The sequence below is a fragment of the Streptomyces sp. Ru71 genome, assembly GCF_002920535.1.
Taxonomy (GTDB): Bacteria; Actinomycetota; Actinomycetes; order Streptomycetales; family Streptomycetaceae; genus Streptomyces.
In genome coordinates, this window is record NZ_PQSS01000038.1 from 38347 (window position 1) to 55309 (window position 16963).

The 16963-nt window shown below is 72.3% G+C and carries 18 protein-coding genes; 13 read left to right on the plus strand and 5 right to left on the minus strand.

The annotated features are described in order from the left end of the window. The first annotated feature begins 102 nt into the window (after window positions 1-102). The 5 genes from C3489_RS22140 to C3489_RS38380 all read left to right on the plus strand — a co-directional run bounded on the left by C3489_RS22140 (window position 103) and on the right by C3489_RS38380 (window position 4670). Window positions 103-585: an ATP-binding protein gene (locus tag C3489_RS22140; protein ID WP_103783771.1), complete on the plus strand. Its 483-nt coding sequence runs from the start codon at window positions 103-105 to the stop codon at window positions 583-585. A gap of 190 nt (window positions 586-775) precedes the next feature. Then, window positions 776-1459: an LPXTG cell wall anchor domain-containing protein gene (locus tag C3489_RS22145; protein WP_103783772.1), complete on the plus strand. Its 684-nt coding sequence runs from the start codon at window positions 776-778 to the stop codon at window positions 1457-1459. 28 nt (window positions 1460-1487) lie between these two features. After that, window positions 1488-2318 carry a hypothetical protein gene (locus C3489_RS22150; protein WP_103783773.1) on the plus strand — a complete coding sequence of 277 codons (831 nt, stop codon included), beginning with the start codon at window positions 1488-1490 and terminating at the stop codon, window positions 2316-2318. 1 nt (window position 2319) lies between these two features. Continuing rightward, window positions 2320-3354: a hypothetical protein gene (locus tag C3489_RS22155; RefSeq protein WP_103783774.1), complete on the plus strand. Its 1035-nt coding sequence runs from the start codon at window positions 2320-2322 to the stop codon at window positions 3352-3354. A gap of 17 nt (window positions 3355-3371) precedes the next feature. Next, complete coding sequence (locus tag C3489_RS38380) at window positions 3372-4670, plus strand: hypothetical protein (protein ID WP_146075344.1); 1299 nt, start codon at window positions 3372-3374, stop codon at window positions 4668-4670. 157 nt (window positions 4671-4827) lie between these two features. Here the strand turns inward: C3489_RS38380 and C3489_RS22180 are convergent, their stop codons facing one another. Continuing rightward, the gene (locus tag C3489_RS22180; protein WP_103783779.1) at window positions 4828-6333 is read right to left on the minus strand and encodes a peptide MFS transporter; all 1506 of its coding nucleotides are present in this window, start codon (window positions 6331-6333) and stop codon (window positions 4828-4830) included. Window positions 6334-6861: 528 nt separating this feature from the next. Between C3489_RS22180 and C3489_RS22185 the strand changes: the two genes are divergently transcribed. Then, the gene (locus C3489_RS22185) at window positions 6862-7539 is read left to right on the plus strand and encodes a response regulator transcription factor (RefSeq protein WP_020940464.1); all 678 of its coding nucleotides are present in this window, start codon (window positions 6862-6864) and stop codon (window positions 7537-7539) included. 41 nt (window positions 7540-7580) lie between these two features. Then, the gene (locus C3489_RS22190; protein WP_103783781.1) at window positions 7581-8858 is read left to right on the plus strand and encodes an ATP-binding protein; all 1278 of its coding nucleotides are present in this window, start codon (window positions 7581-7583) and stop codon (window positions 8856-8858) included. Window positions 8859-8866: 8 nt separating this feature from the next. Here C3489_RS22190 and C3489_RS22195 read toward each other — a convergent pair whose 3' ends face one another. Further along, on the minus strand, window positions 8867-9379 hold the full coding sequence (locus C3489_RS22195) for a GtrA family protein (RefSeq protein WP_103783782.1): 513 nt from the start codon (window positions 9377-9379) through the stop codon (window positions 8867-8869). Between the two features lie 174 nt (window positions 9380-9553). On the opposite strand from C3489_RS22195, the gene C3489_RS22200 reads away from it, so the two are divergent. The 5 genes from C3489_RS22200 to C3489_RS22220 all read left to right on the plus strand — a co-directional run bounded on the left by C3489_RS22200 (window position 9554) and on the right by C3489_RS22220 (window position 14119). Continuing rightward, window positions 9554-10693: a 5-(carboxyamino)imidazole ribonucleotide synthase gene (locus C3489_RS22200; RefSeq protein WP_103783801.1), complete on the plus strand. Its 1140-nt coding sequence runs from the start codon at window positions 9554-9556 to the stop codon at window positions 10691-10693. 20 nt (window positions 10694-10713) lie between these two features. Beyond that, entirely contained in the window at window positions 10714-11211 is a 498-nt protein-coding gene (gene purE / locus C3489_RS22205; RefSeq protein WP_103783783.1) for a 5-(carboxyamino)imidazole ribonucleotide mutase, read from the plus strand. A gap of 4 nt (window positions 11212-11215) precedes the next feature. Further along, on the plus strand, window positions 11216-12394 hold the full coding sequence (locus C3489_RS22210; RefSeq protein ID WP_103783784.1) for a dipeptidase: 1179 nt from the start codon (window positions 11216-11218) through the stop codon (window positions 12392-12394). 139 nt (window positions 12395-12533) lie between these two features. Next, entirely contained in the window at window positions 12534-12893 is a 360-nt protein-coding gene (locus C3489_RS22215) for a MerR family transcriptional regulator (RefSeq protein ID WP_103783802.1), read from the plus strand. Between the two features lie 104 nt (window positions 12894-12997). Next, window positions 12998-14119 carry a dipeptidase gene (locus C3489_RS22220; protein WP_103783785.1) on the plus strand — a complete coding sequence of 374 codons (1122 nt, stop codon included), beginning with the start codon at window positions 12998-13000 and terminating at the stop codon, window positions 14117-14119. A gap of 7 nt (window positions 14120-14126) precedes the next feature. Here the strand turns inward: C3489_RS22220 and C3489_RS22225 are convergent, their stop codons facing one another. Beyond that, window positions 14127-14519, minus strand: coding sequence for a VOC family protein (locus C3489_RS22225; RefSeq protein ID WP_103783786.1), 393 nt, complete (start codon window positions 14517-14519; stop codon window positions 14127-14129). A gap of 14 nt (window positions 14520-14533) precedes the next feature. Continuing rightward, entirely contained in the window at window positions 14534-14893 is a 360-nt protein-coding gene (locus tag C3489_RS22230) for a VOC family protein (protein WP_103783787.1), read from the minus strand. Window positions 14894-15002: 109 nt separating this feature from the next. On the opposite strand from C3489_RS22230, the gene C3489_RS22235 reads away from it, so the two are divergent. Next, window positions 15003-15509 carry a CGNR zinc finger domain-containing protein gene (locus tag C3489_RS22235; protein WP_103783788.1) on the plus strand — a complete coding sequence of 169 codons (507 nt, stop codon included), beginning with the start codon at window positions 15003-15005 and terminating at the stop codon, window positions 15507-15509. An 82-nt stretch (window positions 15510-15591) separates the two neighbouring features. Here C3489_RS22235 and C3489_RS22240 read toward each other — a convergent pair whose 3' ends face one another. Continuing rightward, window positions 15592-16935, minus strand: a complete 1344-nt coding sequence (locus tag C3489_RS22240; RefSeq protein ID WP_103783789.1) for a UDP-glucose/GDP-mannose dehydrogenase family protein — start codon at window positions 16933-16935, stop codon at window positions 15592-15594. Window positions 16936-16963 lie beyond the last annotated feature (28 nt).

Here is a 16963-nt window from a genome sequence, read left to right on the forward strand (position 1 = left end):
TGGACCTGTCGACCCATCGACGGCTTGGCCGTCGAGCCACGTAGTGAGTCGTGAACCCAAGTCTTGAATCGTGAACTGGTGAATCGGTGAGGTGAAGCGCTGATGAGCACCACCCGGCCTTACTCGCCGGGCGACCGCGGCCCGGAGCCCAGCGGCGCTTCCGGGGCGTCGGCGGGCCGTCAGGTCCGCACGCTGAGCTTCGACGACCAAAGCGGTGTCGTCCCGCTCGCCCGCGACTTCGCCCGCCAGGCGCTGAACGCGTGGGGCTGGCTGCCCGCCGCCACCGCGGACCGGCGTGCCGCGGCCGAGGACGTGCTGCTCGTCGTCTCCGAGCTGGTCACGAACGCGTGCCTGCACGCGGAGGGGCCGGAGCGGATGGAACTCACCTGCGACAACAAGGTGATCCGGGTCGAGGTCTCCGACCGCGGGACGGGGCAGCCGGCGCCGCGGACCCCGCACCGGGCGGGGCGGCCCGGGGGGCACGGCATGTTCATCGTCCAGCGGCTGTGCCTGGACTGGGGCGTCGTGCGGACGCCGGGGGTCTCGGGCAAGACGGTGTGGGCGGAGCTGGGCGCACCGGCGTAGTCCCGCCGGGGGCGCGAACGGTCCCCGCTCACCCATGGGCGACACCCCGGCCTAGCCACAGGCCGCACACATCCTTCACGCTCCGGATCGTCACAAACTCCGGAGCGTCGTTCGTCTTCCCTCCTGCACGCCCCCGGCGTACCTTGACGGCTCCTATCTGATGTGGCGTCAGAAATGAGGCGAGGGGCCCGTGTCGTACCGCAAGCGCACCGCCGCACTCGCGACCGCCGCCGCTCTGGCCGGTCCGGCGGTCCTGATGGCCGCCCCCACGGCCCACGCCGAGGTCGTCGACGTCGACTACCGCTGCGAGACGCCGATCGGCGTCAAGAGCGCCGTGTCGCCCATCGACATCAAGGGCGTGCCCAGCGGCAGCGGCTACCGCATCACCATGTCCTGGCAGAAGGGCGTCTCCTCCAGCCCGATCGAACTCGGCAAGGGCGCGATGAGCCCCAGCGCCACCATCAAAGTCGGTGGCGCCGACACCGGCAGCCTCACCGTCACCGGCCCCGCCAACCAGGCGGCGATCCCCGCCAACACCCCCATAAAGATCAGCGACTTGAGCGGGACCTACACCCCGCGCAGGACCGGCAAGGTCACCTTCACGCCGGGCGTCCTCACCATCAAGGCGCTCGGTACGACCACGACCTGCAAGCCCACCGACGCCCCCGGCCCCGCGCTCACCCTCGACGTGCGGGCGGCCGGCGCAACGGGCGGATCAGGCGGCTCGGACGGGGCGGACAGCGGCGCCCAACTGCCCCGCACCGGCCCCGAGGACTCGGCGATCGCCCTCGGCACCCTCGGCGCCACCGTGCTGCTCACCGGCGCCGCCGGCGCTCTGTGGCTGACCCGCCGCCGACAGGCGGCCCGCCCCTAGCCGGACCGTGGCACCCGGGGAGCCGCCGATGCCGTACACCACCCGAGTCCCCCTGCCGGCCGTGCTCGTCCTGGCCGCCCTGCTCCTGCTGGCCGCGGCCCCCGCCGGGCACGCCGCCCCGGCGCGCGGCACCTGGACCCTCACGCCCGCCGGCGCCGCCCGCCCCTCCTTCTACGCCGAGGCCGCCCCCGGCGCCGTCCTGCGGGACACGGTCTGCGTCACCAACCCCACCGGCCACCCCCTCACCGTCCACCTCACCGGCACCGGGGCAGCGGCCCCCGCCGTCTTCGCCAGGACGACCGTCACGGTCCCCGCCCGCACCCGCGCCGACGTTCCCTTCACGGTGCGCGTCCCGCCGGGCGCCGCCCCCGGCGACCGCACCGGCGCCGTCATGGCCCGCGACGCGGACGGCCGTACCGCACGGGTGCCGCTGCTGCTGCGCACCGGCGGCCCACGGCTGGCCGCGCTGACCGTGGAGCACCCGGCGGTGCACGGCGACCGCATCACGTACGAGCTGGTCAACCGCGGTACGACCGTGCTCGTGCCGCGGCTCGCGGTGCACGCCGACGGCGTGTTCGGCACCGTCCTCGACCGCGCCCCGCGCACCCTGCCCGTCCGGCTTCCGCCGGGCGGCCGCCGCACCCTCAGCGAGCCGTGGCCGGACCGTCCCGCCCTGGACGCCGTCGACGTCCGGCTCACGGTGACCGCGTCCGGCGGCGCGCGCGCCACGGCTTCCACGTCGGCGCGGTTCGTGCCGTGGGGCACGGTGACGGGCACCGGGGCGGGCACGGCGCTGGCGGCGGTCGCGGCCGTACGGCTGCGGGCGCGGCGAACCTCTCAAGAGCGGAAGGGGAGTTGACGTGAGCCGCAGGCCGCTGCGCGTCCCGGCACTGGCGGCGGTGCTCGCCCTCCTGCTGCTCGCCGTGCCGACGGCACGCGCCGACACCCGCCCCTCCGTCACGCTGTCCACCTCCCAGGCCGGCACCGGCGGCTCGATCACCGTGACCGGTTCCGGCTGGCGGCCGCGCACCCTGCTGATGCTGCTGATCTGCGGGCGGTCGGTGCCCTCGCGCGGGGTGATCGGCGGCACGAACTCCTGCGCCAACGCCGACGGCAGGGCCGTCACCACCGACGCCGCCGGCCGCTTCCGCCGCGCTCTGCCGGTGGCCGAGCCGCCGGTGCCGTGCCCGTGCGTGGTGCACGTGGCCACGGTGACCGGCCCGGCGGCCGCCGCGGACGCGATCTTCCAGGTCGCCGGACATGCCGTGGCCCCGCTGCCGCCGCCCACCGCCGACGGGCGGCTGGCGGTGCTCAGCGACGTCCGGCTGGACGGGTCCGGCGGCCTGCTGACCTGGTTCGGCGCCCCTCCGGCCCGCACCCTCGTCCTCACCGTCGGCAACGTCGGCACCGAAGCGGTCCAGGACCCCGTCTTCCAGGTCGGCACCGCGCACGGCGTCTTCGCCCCGCAGTGGGAGGAGCAGCAGTGGCGCGGCACCATCGCCCCCGGCGCCCGGGCGCGGGTCAGGCTGCCGGTGGAGCTGGCGGCGGGGGCGCACGGCGACTACACGGTGTCGCTGAAGTACGGCGGCAGGGTCCTCGCCGAGCAGCCCTGGGGGGTCGGCCGGCCCTGGGGCGTGACCCTGTTCTGGATCCTGCTGTGCCTGGTCGTGCCGGCCGCGGTGTTCCGCGCCGGACTGGCCATCGTGGACCGGGTCCGCCCGCTAGGGCCGCGGTCCCGAAGGAAGCGGGCGCCGACGCCCCCGGGCGTCCCTGAAGAAACCCCCGAGACCTACGAGACCACCTCCTCCCCCCTGCCGTGGTTCACCCCGGACTCCGCACCGCACGGCGACCACCCCACGAGTCCCCCGACTCCGACCCAGAAGGGATCGACGTGAGCGAGCACAGGAGAGCCGTGAAGAGAGCCTGGGCGCTGGTGCCGGCCGGCGCGTGCGTGCTGCTGGGCGTGGCCGCCGGGCCGGCCCAGGCCGCCGAGGTGTCGTACGCGACCGAGTGCGTGCCGCCGCCGATCTCCGGGCTGCCGCCGGTCGAGGGCACCACGAAGGTGGAGATCGGCGCCCCCGCCACCGCGAAGGTCGGCGACACGGTGGAGATCGTCTGGACGTTCGTGCAGGCGGCCTCCAAGAACCCCGACATCCTCGACCTCGGCAAGGACACGGTGAAGCCGACCGGTGTCCTGAAGGCGGCGGGCGCGCAGACCGGTGACATCCCGATGGAGGGACCGCGCTCGAACCCGCCGATCCCCAAGAACAGCGACATGAAGCTGTCGGCGATGAAGGGCACCCTGAAGCTGACGGCGCCCGGCGAGGTGACGCTGACCCCGGGCGCTTACACGATCAACGTGAACAAGCCGGTGTCGACGGACACCAAGTGCACCCCGAAGGAGACGGTGAAGGCGGGGGCGACCATCAAGGTCACCCAGGGCGACGGCGGCCCGGGCACACCCACGCCCACCCCGACGCCCACGCCGACTCCGACCCCGACACCCAAGCCGACACCAACCCCCACCCCGACGCACACCGCGACCCTGCCGCCCGGTGGCGGCCAGAGCGACTTCACCGGCAAGGAGGTCCAGGTCCCCTACGCCTGCAAGACGCCCATCGGGGACAAGAGCGCCACCTCGCCCGTCCAGATCGACGCCCGGCGCCAGGGCGGTGACTTCGCCCTGACGGTGAAGTTCAAGAAGTCCGTGATGGACAGCCCCGCGAACATCCCCAAGGGCTCGGTGAAGCCCTCGATGGAGGTGGCGCTCGGCGGCGCCGACAAGGGCACCGTGCATGTGGAGGGCCCGGCGAACGCGCAGGACATCAAGGCGGGCGAGCCGATCGAGATCCCGGCCCTGACCGGCGTCTACAAGCCGGGCGCGAGCGGGACGTCGACGCTCTCGCCGGGCGTGCTGACGATCAAGGCGCTGGGCACGACCACGACGTGCACCCCGCAGAAGTCGGAGGTCTCCCTCACCCTGGACACCACCCGCCAGGAGGGTGGCGCCTCGGGCTCCACGGGCTCCACCGGGGGCTCCTCCACCGGCGGCTCCTCGACCGGCGGCGGCACGTCGTCGTCCGGCGGCGGCCTCGCCGAGACCGGAGCCGGCGACCACGGGACCCTCACGGCCCTGGGCCTGGTGGCGGGCACGGCGATCCTGCTGGGCGGCGCGGTCTTCACGCTGATGCCGAAACGCAGGACGCGGTAGCCGCCCCGAGGGGCGCGGGGAACTGCGCGACCAACCACGCACGACCGCCGGCCGCCGTCACCCGTCAGCCCCGACGGCGCACGGGCGCACCCGAACACACGGAGGGCCGTCGCATCCAGGGATGCGACGGCCCTCCGTCCGAGCCGAGCGGCAGCGTCTAGTGCACGTTGCCCATGAGCTTCTTGACCTTGTTGCGGTACATCCACACCGCGACACCGGCGACCACGGCGAGCACGGCCTCCAGGGCGACGAAGCCCATCTTGTCGAGGTTGACCCCGCCGACGGCCGGGTTCGACAGCAGCGCGGTGATCGAGTCGCCCGCGGTGACCGCGAGGAACCAGACACCCATCATCTGCGAGGCGTACTTCTGCGGCGCCATCTTCGTCGTCACCGACAGGCCCACCGGGGACAGCGTCAGCTCACCGACGGTCTGCACGAAGTAGATCGCGACCAGCCACATCGCCGCGGCCTTGTGACCGCCCTCGGCGATCGACAGCGGGGCGAGGAAGAGGAAGAACGACGCACCCACCAGCACCAGACCGGAGGAGAACTTCACGATCGTGCTCGGCTCCTTGCCGGACCGGTTCAGCCACAGCCACAGCCAGGCGAAGACCGGCGCCAGGGCCATGATCATGACCGGGTTCACGGACTGGTACCAGGAGACCGGGAACTCCCAGCCGAAGATCGTGTTCTCGGCCTTGCCGTCGGCGAACAGCGACAGGGTCGAACCACCCTGGTCGTAGATCATCCAGAACACGGCGGCGGCCACGAAGAACCAGATGTACGCGCGCACCTTGGACTTCTCGCCCGAGTCCAGGTCCTTGTCGCGCAGGATCCGGGCGATGACCAGGATCGGCACGACCAGGCCGATGACGGTGAGCGGGATCAGCGCCCAGTTCAGGGTGAAGTGACCGGTGAAGCCGACGACGCCGTAGAAGACCGCGGCGACGGCGAGCCAGATCAGGCCCTTGCGCAGCGTGGCGGACTTCTCCGCGGCCGACATCGGGGTCGGGACGACGCTGCTCTGCTCACTCAGGTGGCGGCTGCCGAGCAGGTACTGGGCCAGGCCCAGCGCCATGCCGAGGGCGGCCAGCGCGAAGCCGAGGTGCCAGTTGACGTTCTCACCGACGGTGCCGATGACCAGCGGCGCGACGAAGGCGCCCAGGTTGATGCCGATGTAGAAGAGCGTGAAGCCACCGTCGCGGCGCGGGTCCTCGGGACCCTTGTAGAGGTGGCCGACCATCGTCGAGATGTTGGCCTTGAGCAGACCCGAACCGATGGCGACGAGGCCGAGACCGACGAAGAAGCTCGCGGCGGCCGGCAGCGCCAGGCACAGGTGGCCGAGCATGATGATCGCGCCCGCGACCGCGACCGTCTTGCGCGGGCCGAGGAAGCGGTCCGCGACCCAGCCGCCGGGCAGCGCGAGCAGGTACACGAGCGACACGTACACCGAGTAGATCGCGGTCGCCGTGCCCGCGTTGAGGTGCAAACCGCCCGGTGCCACCAGGTACAGCGGCAGCAGGGCCCTCATGCCGTAGTAGGAGAAACGCTCCCACATCTCGGTCATGAAGAGAGTGGCCAGTCCCCGGGGGTGGCCGAAGAAGGTCTTCCCGGAACCGGGGGTGCCCGGCTGGACCGAGGCCTTCGTCAGGCTGGACGCCATGGTCGTTCCTTGCTGGTCGGGACGCGCGAGGGTGGAGCGTTGCGCGCCCGGTGGGGGGCAGGCCGGCACCGGCACGTCGACCCGCCCACCCCCACGCCCAGGGGGAATCCACTCCGGATCACGGAGCGGGGGACGGCGACCACCGGGATCCACGCCTCTACGCGCGTCGTCGCGGTGGAGGCCCGGCCACAGGTCATTCCTTTCGAGGCCGGCCGCAGCCGACCCGCACACAAAGAAGACCTTCAGCGTCAAAACAGGCGCCGAAGGTCCCCGTGGTGCTACAGGCGTTGATTCACCATACGGCAGGACACCGCCCGGTATGGAAGGACTTGAGACGCGGATCACAGGTGGCCGAGGAACCGCAAGACCCGTCTCGGCAGTCGATACCAGGATGGCATCCGCCTCTGACCGGCCCCGACGCGGGTCCCGGCCCGCCCCGAGGTACCCCCTGTCCGGGTTGTCCGAAGGTAAGAGGCGCCTGTGTCGATCTCACCTCGGGCGTTGCGCCGGGCGGACTACCATCACCTCATGACCCGTGTACTGCTCGCCGAGGACGATGCGTCCATCTCGGAGCCGCTGGCCCGCGCCCTGCGCCGGGAAGGGTACGAGGTCGAGGTGCGCGAGGACGGCCCCACCGCGCTCGACGCCGGAATGCAGGGCGGCGTCGATCTGGTCGTGCTGGACCTCGGGCTGCCCGGCATGGACGGCCTGGAGGTGGCGCGCAGACTGCGTGCCGACGGCCACACCGTGCCGATCCTGATCCTGACCGCGCGTGCCGACGAGGTCGACACGGTCGTCGGTCTGGACGCGGGCGCCGACGACTACGTCACCAAGCCCTTCCGGCTCGCCGAACTGCTCGCCCGGGTCCGGGCGCTGCTGCGGCGTGGTGCCGCCGAGCCGCAGCAGCCGCCCGCCACGCACGGCGTGCGCATCGACGTCGAGTCGCACCGCGCCTGGATGGGCGACGAGGAGCTGCAGCTCACGGCGAAGGAGTTCGACCTGCTGCGGGTGCTGGTGCGGGACGCGGGCCGGGTCGTCACCCGCGACCAGCTGATGCGCGAGGTCTGGGACACCACCTGGTGGTCGTCCACCAAGACCCTCGACATGCACATCTCGTGGCTGCGCAAGAAGCTCGGCGACGACGCGGCGAACCCGCGCTACATCGCCACGGTGCGGGGCGTCGGCTTCCGCTTCGAGAAGAGCTGAGCGGAGCCGAGCCGCACCGGGCCCGTTCGGGATAAGAGGACATGCGCCGCCGTCTCATTCAGTCCACGCTCGCCGTCGTGCTCGTGGTGATCGCCGTCTTCGGCGTGTCCCTGGTGATCGTGGAGACCCGCACGATCAGCAACACCGCCCAGGAGCGGGTGGACTCCGAGGCGCTGCGGCTGGCCAGTGTCGTCGACAGCCGGCTGCTGAGCGCGGGGGAGGTCTCCCCGCGCATCCTGCAGGGCCCCGGCATGCAGGACCGCTACGCCGTGGTCCGCATCCCGGGGCGGGCGCCGATCGAGGTCGGCAGCAAGCCCGAGGGCGACGTCATCCGCTCCAAGGAGTACAAGGGCGAGGAGGGCGAGACCGTCGTCGTCGAGGAGCCGCGCTCCACGGTGACCCGGGAGGTCGGCCGCACCCTGCTGATCATCGGCCTGGTCGCGCTGCTCGCCGTGGTCGCGGCGGTGCTGCTCGCGATCCGCCAGGCCAACCGGCTCGCCTCCCCGCTCACCGACCTCGCCGAGACCGCCGAGCGGCTCGGCTCCGGCGACCCGCGCCCGCGTCACAAGCGGTACGGGGTGCCCGAGCTGGACCGGGTCGCCGATGTGCTGGACTCCTCCGCCGAGCGCATCGCCCGGATGCTCACCGCCGAGCGGCGGCTGGCCGCCGACGCCTCCCACCAGCTGCGCACGCCGCTGACCGCGCTGTCGATGCGGCTGGAGGAGATCACCCTCACCGACGACCTGGACACGGTGAAGGAGGAGGCGAACGTCGCGCTGACGCAGGTGGAGCGGCTCACGGACGTCGTGGAGCGGCTGCTGACCAACTCCCGCGACCCGCGCACCGGCTCCGCCGTCACCTTCGACCTCGACGAGGTCATCCAGCAGCAGCTCGCCGAGTGGCGGCCCGCCTACCGCAGCGCCGGCCGGGCCGTCGTCAGCTCCGGCAAGCGGCATCTGAAGGCGGTGGGCACACCCGGCGCGGTGGCGCAGGTGCTGGCGGCGCTGATCGAGAACTCCCTGATGCACGGCGGCGGCACGGTGGCGCTGCGCACCCGGGTGACCGGCAACCAGGCGGTGATCGAGGTGACGGACGAGGGGCCGGGCGTGCCGTCCGAGCTGGGCGCCCGCATCTTCGAGCGCACGATCAGCGGCCGCAACTCCACCGGCATCGGGCTGGCCGTCGCGCGTGACCTGGCGGAGGCCGACGGCGGCCGGCTGGAGATGCTCCAGGCCTCACCGCCGGTGTTCGGCCTGTTCCTCTCCCGCAGCCAGCCGGCGAAGAAGCCGGCCCCGCAGGAGGAGCCGACGGTGCGCTGAGGTGCGCCTCAGACCCGCTGGCGCGGACGCACCGGCGCGGCCTGCGCCGGCTTGGCCTGTTCCAACAGGGCGTCCGCGACCGCCTCGGGCGCCGGCGCCGGCAGCGCGCGGAAGACCCAGGTGCGGTAGGACCAGAAGCGGAACAGGGTGGCGATGCCGATGCCGAGGAACTTGAAGATGTTGCTCTGCAGCGGGGTGTCCCAGCCGAAGCCGTAGGTCGCCGTGTACAGCACGCCGTTCTCGATCACCAGGCCGACCAGGCTGAACAGCAGGAACAGGGTCAGTTCCCGGGTGCGCCCGTTCTTGTCGGCGTCGCGGTAGGTGAAGTACCGGAAGCCCACGTAGTTGAAGACGATCGACACGACCGTCGCGATGACGCTGGCCCGGACGACCTGCAGATCGGTGACGTGCCGTACGAGGTTGAACACGCCCAGGTTGACGAGCACACCGGCGCCGCCCACGGCGCCGAACTTGGCGATCTCGCGGACGAGCCGTTGCAGCCCGGAGGTACCGCTTCCCATGGTCGAGCAGGCCCCCGTCCGTCACGGTTTCGTCAACCCAGCCATGCTAACCACCCCCAACGGCCGATGCCCGCCAAGTACCCGAGCCGACCGGTGTGACGCTCGACGGGCAGGTGAGGACACGGTAAGAGGCGCGCGATCCGGCCGCCGCCGAGTGGCCGATACCCTATGGGTGTGACGTTCCCGGTAGTCGGCATGGTCGGCGGGGGCCAGCTCGCTCGTATGACACACGAGTCGGGCATCCCGCTGGGCATCAGGTTCAAGCTCCTCAGTGACACCCCTCAGGATTCCGCGGCGCAGGTCGTGAACGATGTCGTCATCGGCGACTATCGCGATCTGGACACGCTGCGCGAGTTCGCGCGCGGGTGCGATGTGATCACCTTCGATCACGAACATGTGCCCACCGAGCACCTCAGGGCCCTGGAGGCGGACGGCATCCCCGTGCGCCCGGGGCCGGACGCGCTCGTGCACGCCCAGGACAAGGGGGTGATGCGCGCCAAGCTCGACGCGATCGGCATTCCCTGCCCACGGCACAGGATCGTCTCCGATCCGCAGGACGTGGCCGCCTTCGCGGCGGAGGGGGACGGTTTCCCGGTCGTCCTCAAAACCGTCCGCGGTGGCTACGACGGCAAGGGCGTGTGGGTCGTTGACAACGCGGAGGAGGCCGCCGAGCCGTTCAAGGCGGGCGTGCCGGTCCTCGCCGAGGAGAAGGTCGACTACGTCCGTGAGCTGGCCGCCAACGTCGTGCGCTCCCCGCACGGCCAGGCCGTGGCCTACCCGGTGGTCGAGTCGCAGCAGGTCAACGGGGTGTGCGACACCGTCATAGCCCCGGCGCCCGACCTCGACGAGGAGCTGGCGCTGAAGGCCACGGAGATGGCCCTGACCATCGCCAGGGAACTCGGTGTCGTCGGCCACCTCGCCGTCGAGCTGTTCGAGACCCGCGACGGCCGCATCCTGGTCAACGAGCTGGCGATGCGCCCGCACAATTCCGGCCACTGGTCCATGGACGGCGCGGTGACCAGCCAGTTCGCCAACCATGTGCGGGCCGTGCTGGACCTGCCGCTCGGCGACCCGCGCCCGCGCGCGCCGTGGACGGTCATGGTCAACGTCCTCGGCGGCGACTACCCGGACATGTACTCGGCGTACCTGCACTGCATGGCCCGCGACCCCCAGCTGAAGATCCACATGTACGGCAAGGACGTGAAGCCCGGCCGCAAGGTCGGCCACGTCAACACCTACGGCGACGACCTGGACGACGTGCTGGAGCGCGCCCGTCACGCTGCCGGCTACCTGAGAGGCACCATCACCGAATGAGCCCCGTTGTTGGCATCGTCATGGGGTCGGACTCCGACTGGCCCGTCATGGAGGCCGCCGCGAAGGCCCTCGACGAGTTCGAGATCGCCTACGAGGTGGACGTCGTCTCCGCGCACCGCATGCCCCGCGAGATGATCGCGTACGGCGAGCAGGCCGCCGACCGCGGTCTGAAGGCGATCATCGCCGGTGCGGGCGGCGCCGCCCACCTGCCCGGCATGCTCGCGTCCGTGACGCCGCTGCCGGTCATCGGCGTCCCCGTCCCGCTGAAGTACCTCGACGGCATGGACTCCCTGCTGTCGATCGTGCAGATGCCGGCCGGCGTGCCGGTCGCCACCGTCTCCGTCGGCGGTGCCCGCAACGCCGGACTGCTGGCCGCCCGCATCCTCGCCGCGCACGACGAGGAGCTGCTCGCCCGCATGCGGGAGTTCCAGCAGGAGCTCAACGACCAGGCCACCGAGAAGGGCAAGCGCCTGCGCTCCAAGGTCGAGGGAAACAACGGCTTCGGCTTCGGGAAGTGACGCGATGAGCTCCGTGGAGGCAGCCCGGGAACTCCTCGCCGAGTTCCCGGTCGTCGACGGCCACAACGACCTGCCGTGGGCGCTGCGCGAACAGGTCCGCTACGACCTCGACGCCCGCGACATCGCCGCCGACCAGTCCGCCCACCTGCACACCGACCTCGCCCGCCTGCGCGCGGGCGGCGTCGGCGCGCAGTACTGGTCGGTGTACGTGCGCTCGGACCTGCCCGACGCGGTGCCGGCGACGCTGGAGCAGATCGACTGCGTGAGGCAGCTGGTCGACCGGCACCCGGCCGAGCTGCGTCTGGCGCTGACGGCGGCCGACATGGAGGCGGCGCGCGGTGAGGGCCGGATCGCCTCCCTCATGGGCGCGGAGGGCGGGCACTCCATCGCCAACTCGCTCGGCACCCTGCGCGGGCTGTACGCGCTGGGTGTGCGGTACATGACGCTCACCCACAACGACAACGTGGACTGGGCGGACTCCGCGACCGACGTGCCCAAGGCGGGCGGGCTGACGGCGTTCGGGCGCGAGGTGGTGCGCGAGATGAACCGCCTCGGCATGCTCGTCGACCTCTCGCACGTGGCGGCCACCACCATGCGGGACGCCCTGGACGCCACCGAGGCGCCGGTGATCTTCTCGCACTCCTCCTCCCGGGCGGTGTGCGACCACCCGCGCAACATCCCCGACGACGTGCTGGGCCGGCTGCGCGCCAACGGCGGCGTGGCGATGGTGACGTTCGTCCCGAAGTTCGTGCTCCAGGCGGCCGTGGACTGGACGGCCGCGGCCGACGAGAACATGCGCGCGCACGGGCTGCACCACCTGGACACCAGCCCCGAGGCGATGAAGATCCACCGCGCCTTCGAGGAGCGCCACCCGCGCCCGGTCGCCACGGTCGCGACGGTCGCCGACCACCTGGACCACATGCGCGAGGTCGCCGGCATCGACCACCTCGGCATCGGCGGCGACTACGACGGCACGGCGTTCACCCCGGACGGCCTGGGCGACGTCTCCGGCTACCCCAACCTGATCGCCGAGCTGTTCGACCGCGGCTGGTCCAGGTCCGACCTGGCCAAGCTGACCTGGCAGAACGCGGTCCGCGTGCTGGGCGCGGCGGAAGACGTGGCCCGCGACCTCCAGGCGGCCCGCGCCCCGTCCAACGCGACGATCGAGTCACTGGACGGCTGAGCCCACGGGACGGCCGAGAGCCGGACGGGTGGGCGACCCGTCCGGCTGCCGGTCCCGGGAATCTCCGGCGGGCGCCGTCCGCCTGCCCGTACGCTGGAACCTGACACGCATGTCAGATTCAACTCCCGTGGGGGTGGAGATGCGGATCGGGGAACTGGCCAGGCGCACCGGTGTCAGCGAGCGCTCGCTGCGCTACTACGAGAAGCAGGGGCTGCTGGCCTCGCAGCGCACCCCCGGCGGGCACCGGGAGTACCCGGAGGCGGCCGTGGACCGGGTGATCCGGATCCAGGAACTGTTCGCGGCCGGGCTGCACAGCGAGAAGATCGCCCAGCTGCTGCCCTGCATGCGGGACACCGACGGCGGCCCCTCGGCCGTCGCCACCCCGAGGCTCGTGCAGGACCTCACCGCGGAACGCGACCGCATCGACCGCATGATCCGCGACCTGGTCCGCTCCCGCGACACCCTCGACGAGGTCATCGAGACCGCCGCGCGCGGCTGACCGGCGTACCCCCGAACGCCCCGTCCACCGAGAAGCGCCCCCCGCTCCGTGCGACCGTGACCGTACTGCCGTTCCGCCGCCGATCACGACGTACGGAGACCGTCATGGCCGACCTCCAGGACGAACTGCACGACACGACCGAGATCGGCGACCTGCCCGTCGAGGACCCCGTCCGGAAACCCGCCGAGGGCCCCTTCCCGAAGACGTACCCGGCGGCGCTGGACGCCGTCGACCGGGTGCGCGCGCTGCTCGCCGAGCACCCTGTCGCCGATGGCTACAGCGCGCTGCCGTGGGCGCTGGCCAAGCTGCCCTGGTACGACCTGGAGCTGGGCGAGTCGTCCGTCGACACGGATGTGCCCCGGCTGCGCGAGGGCCATGTCGCCGCGCTGTTCTGGTCCCTGCACCTGCCGGCGGAGCCGCCCCCCGGCCGGGCCGTCGGCGCCACGCTGGAGCAGCTCGACCTGGTCCGCGCCGTCATCCGCCACCACCCCGAGGGCCTGCGCCTGGCCCGCACCGCCGGCCAGGTCATCGACGCCCGCAACTGCGGCCGGGTCGCCGTCATCCCCGGCCCGGCCCCGGGCGCCGCCGTCGGCGACTCCCTCGGCATCCTGCGCGTCCTGCACTCCCTCGGCGTCCGTGTGATCACCCTGGCCGGCACCAGCTGGGCCAGCGAGGCGGGCCTGAGCCGGTTCGGCGAGGAGGTGGTGCGGGAGATGAACCGGCTCGGCGTGCTCGCCGACCTCTCCGGCGCCTCCGACGCCACCATCGCCCGCGCCCTCACGCTGTCCCGTACGCCCGTGCTGTGCAGCCGCTCCGCCGCCCGCGCCCTGTGCCCGCACCCCGACAACCTGCCCGACCGCCTGCTCGCCGAGCTGGGCGCGGCCAAGGGCCTGTGCATGGTGCCGCTGGCCACCGACCGGACCGGCCCCACCCTGAAGGACGTCGCCGACCACCTCGACCACATCCGCGCCGTCGCCGGCCCGGACTGCGTCGGCCTGGCCGGCACCTACGACTCCGGCGCCGACCACCCGCAGGACCTCACCGACACCTCCTGCTACCCGCGGCTGATCGCCGAGCTGCTCCGCCGCGGCTGGCCGGAGGCCGATCTCGCCCTGCTGACCTGGGGAAACGTTCAGCGGGTGCTGCGCAGCGCCGACTTCGCGGCCCGCGCCACACAGGAGCGGCGCGAGCCGTCGTCGGCGACGATCGAGGAGCTGGACGGCTGACCGGCCGTCACTGCTCCTCGATCCGGCACAGGCAGAACGGATGCCCCGCCGGGTCGGCGTACACCCGGAAGTCGTCGCCCTCCGACTTCTCCCGCTGCAGCACCTTCGCGCCCAGCGACAGGACCCGCTTCTCCACCAGGTCGACCTGCTCCCAGGTCGACCCGGCGTCCAGGTCCAGGTGGAACTGCTGCGCGTTGCGGTCGGCGCGCGGCCACTCCGGGGGCGTGTGGCCCTCCGACAGCTGGAAGACCAGCCGGGGCCCGTCGGGCACCTGGAGCACCACCCACTCGGGGTCCTGGTCGTCGGGCTGACCGCCGACGATCTCGGCGTAGAAGCGGGCCAGCGCCCGCGGGTCGGGACAGTCGACGACGACGGAACGCAGACGGGCCAGGCGCGGCATGTCAGACCTCCTGTTCAGCAGGCGCACAGGCAGAACGGGTGCCCGGCCGGATCGGCGTAAACCCGGAAGGTACGAGTACGGTCCTCGGCGTCCAGCGGACGCGCCCCCAGCTCCAGCACGGCCTTCTCGGCCACGTCCAGGTCCGGCACGTTCAGATCCAGGTGGAACTGCTGCGAGCGGTCGGCGGACGGCCACTGCGGCGGTACGAAACCCGGCGCGGCCTGGAAGGCCAGCTGCTGCCCGCCCGGCAGCTTCAGGTCCACCCACTCTCCCTGGTCCTCGACGCTGCCGCCCAGCACGGCGGCGTAGAAGCCGGCCAGGGCGCGGGGGTCGGGGCAGTCCAGAACGACCACTCCCAGTTCGGCGACGGCCATGACGTCCTCCTTGACCTCGATGTCGTTACGCCTCGATGGCGTTACCCATAGGAGCGGGTAACCGGTAACGGTTACTGCATGCTGCCCCATTGGAGGTAACGTCGCAAGCATGAGTGAGAGATCGGCCGCCCCCGGAGGACTCGCCCTGGTGGAGTCGCTGGTCAACACGCTCGACATCGAGTCCGGCCGCGACACGCTCGACACGGCCGAGGGGCGGGCGCCCTTCGGACTCACCGAGGCCGAGGCCGACGGAGCACGCGAGCTGCGCGAGTCGCTGCGCGCGACCCTGCTCGCCCACGCCGGCCACCCCCCGCACCGCGAGGTCACCCCGCTCGGCGAGCTGCTCGCCGCCGCGCCGCTGCTGCTCGCCGTCGACGACCGGGACGGCTCCGCCCGCCTGACCCCCGCCGACCCCGGCCCGCTGCTCTCCCGGATCGCCGCAGCCGTCGCCGAGGCGCTCGTCGCCGGCACCTGGAGCCGCCTCAAGGCCTGCCAGGCCGGCACCTGCCACTGGGCCTACTACGACCGCAGCCCCGCCGGACGCGGGCGCTGGTGCTCGATGCAGGTGTGCGGGGCGCGCGCGAAGATGCGGCGATACCGGGCCAAGGAGGCGTGAGCCGGCAGCCGGGTGGTGCAGAATGCGAAAGGACGCCGGTTCGGCCGACTGAGCCTCGGCCGAACCGGCGTCCTTGTCACGACTACGCCGTGGGGCGTCCCATCGCCCGGTACGTCCACCCCGCGCGCCGCCACAGCTCCGGGTCCAGCGCGTTGCGCCCGTCCAGGATCAGCCGGTTCGCCGCGACGGCGCCCAGCTCGGCCGGGTCCAGCTCCCGGAACTCCCGCCACTCCGTGAGGTGCAGCACCACGTCGGCGCCCCGCACGGCCTCCAGCGCGGAGTCGGCGTACCCCAGCGTCGGGAAGATCCGCCGGGCGTTGTCCATGCCCTTGGGGTCGTAGACGGTCACCTGGCCGCCCTGCAGATGGATCTGCCCGGCCACGTTCAGCGCGGGCGAGTCCCGCACGTCGTCCGAGTCGGGCTTGAAGGTGGCGCCCAGCACCGCGACCCGCTTGCCCAGGAACGGGCCGCCGCCCAGCGCCTGGCGGGCCAGCTCCACCATCTGCCCGCGCTGGCGCATGTTGATCGAGTCGATCTCGCGCAGGAACGTCAGCGCCTGGTCCGCGCCCAGCTCACCGGCGCGCGCCATGAACGCCCGGATGTCCTTGGGCAGACAGCCACCGCCGAAGCCGATCCCGGCGCGCAGGAACTTCCGCCCGATCCGGTCGTCGTACCCGATCGCCTCGGCCAGCTTCGCCACATCGCCGCCCGCGGCCTCGCACACCTCGGCCATCGCGTTGATGAAGGAGATCTTGGTGGCGAGGAAGGAGTTCGCGGAGGTCTTCACCAGCTCCGCGGTCGGGAAGTCGGTCACCACGAACGGCGAACCCTCGCCGATCGGCGTGGCGTACACCTCGCGCAGCAGCTTCTCCGCGCGCTCGCTGCGCACCCCGACCACGATCCGGTCCGGGTGCAGGGTGTCCTCCACGGCGAAGCCCTCGCGCAGGAACTCCGGGTTCCAGGCCAGCTCGGCGTCCCCGCCGGCCGGCGCGTGCTCGACGAGGTAGGCGGCGAGCCGGTCCGCGGAGCCCACGGGCACGGTCGACTTGCCGACGACGAGGGCGGGCCCGCGCAGATGCGGGGCGAGCGAGGCGATCGCGGAGTCGACGTAACTCATGTCACAGGCGTACTCGCCGTGCCGCTGCGGGGTGTTCACACAGACGAAGTGCACATCGCCGAACGCGCCGACCTCGGCCCAGTCCTGGGTGAAGCGCAGCCGGCCGCTGGATCCTTCGATCCCGGCGACATGCTTGCGCAGCAGCTCCTGGAGGCCCGGCTCGTACATCGGGACCTCGCCCCGCTGGAGCTTTTCGATCTTCTCCGGGACGACGTCGAGGCCGAGCACCTCGAAGCCCAGTTCCGCCATGGCCGCCGCGTGCGTGGCGCCGAGATAACCGGTGCCGATCACGGTGATCTTGAGGGCCATGCGTGCTCCCGGGTCGAGGTCGTTCGGT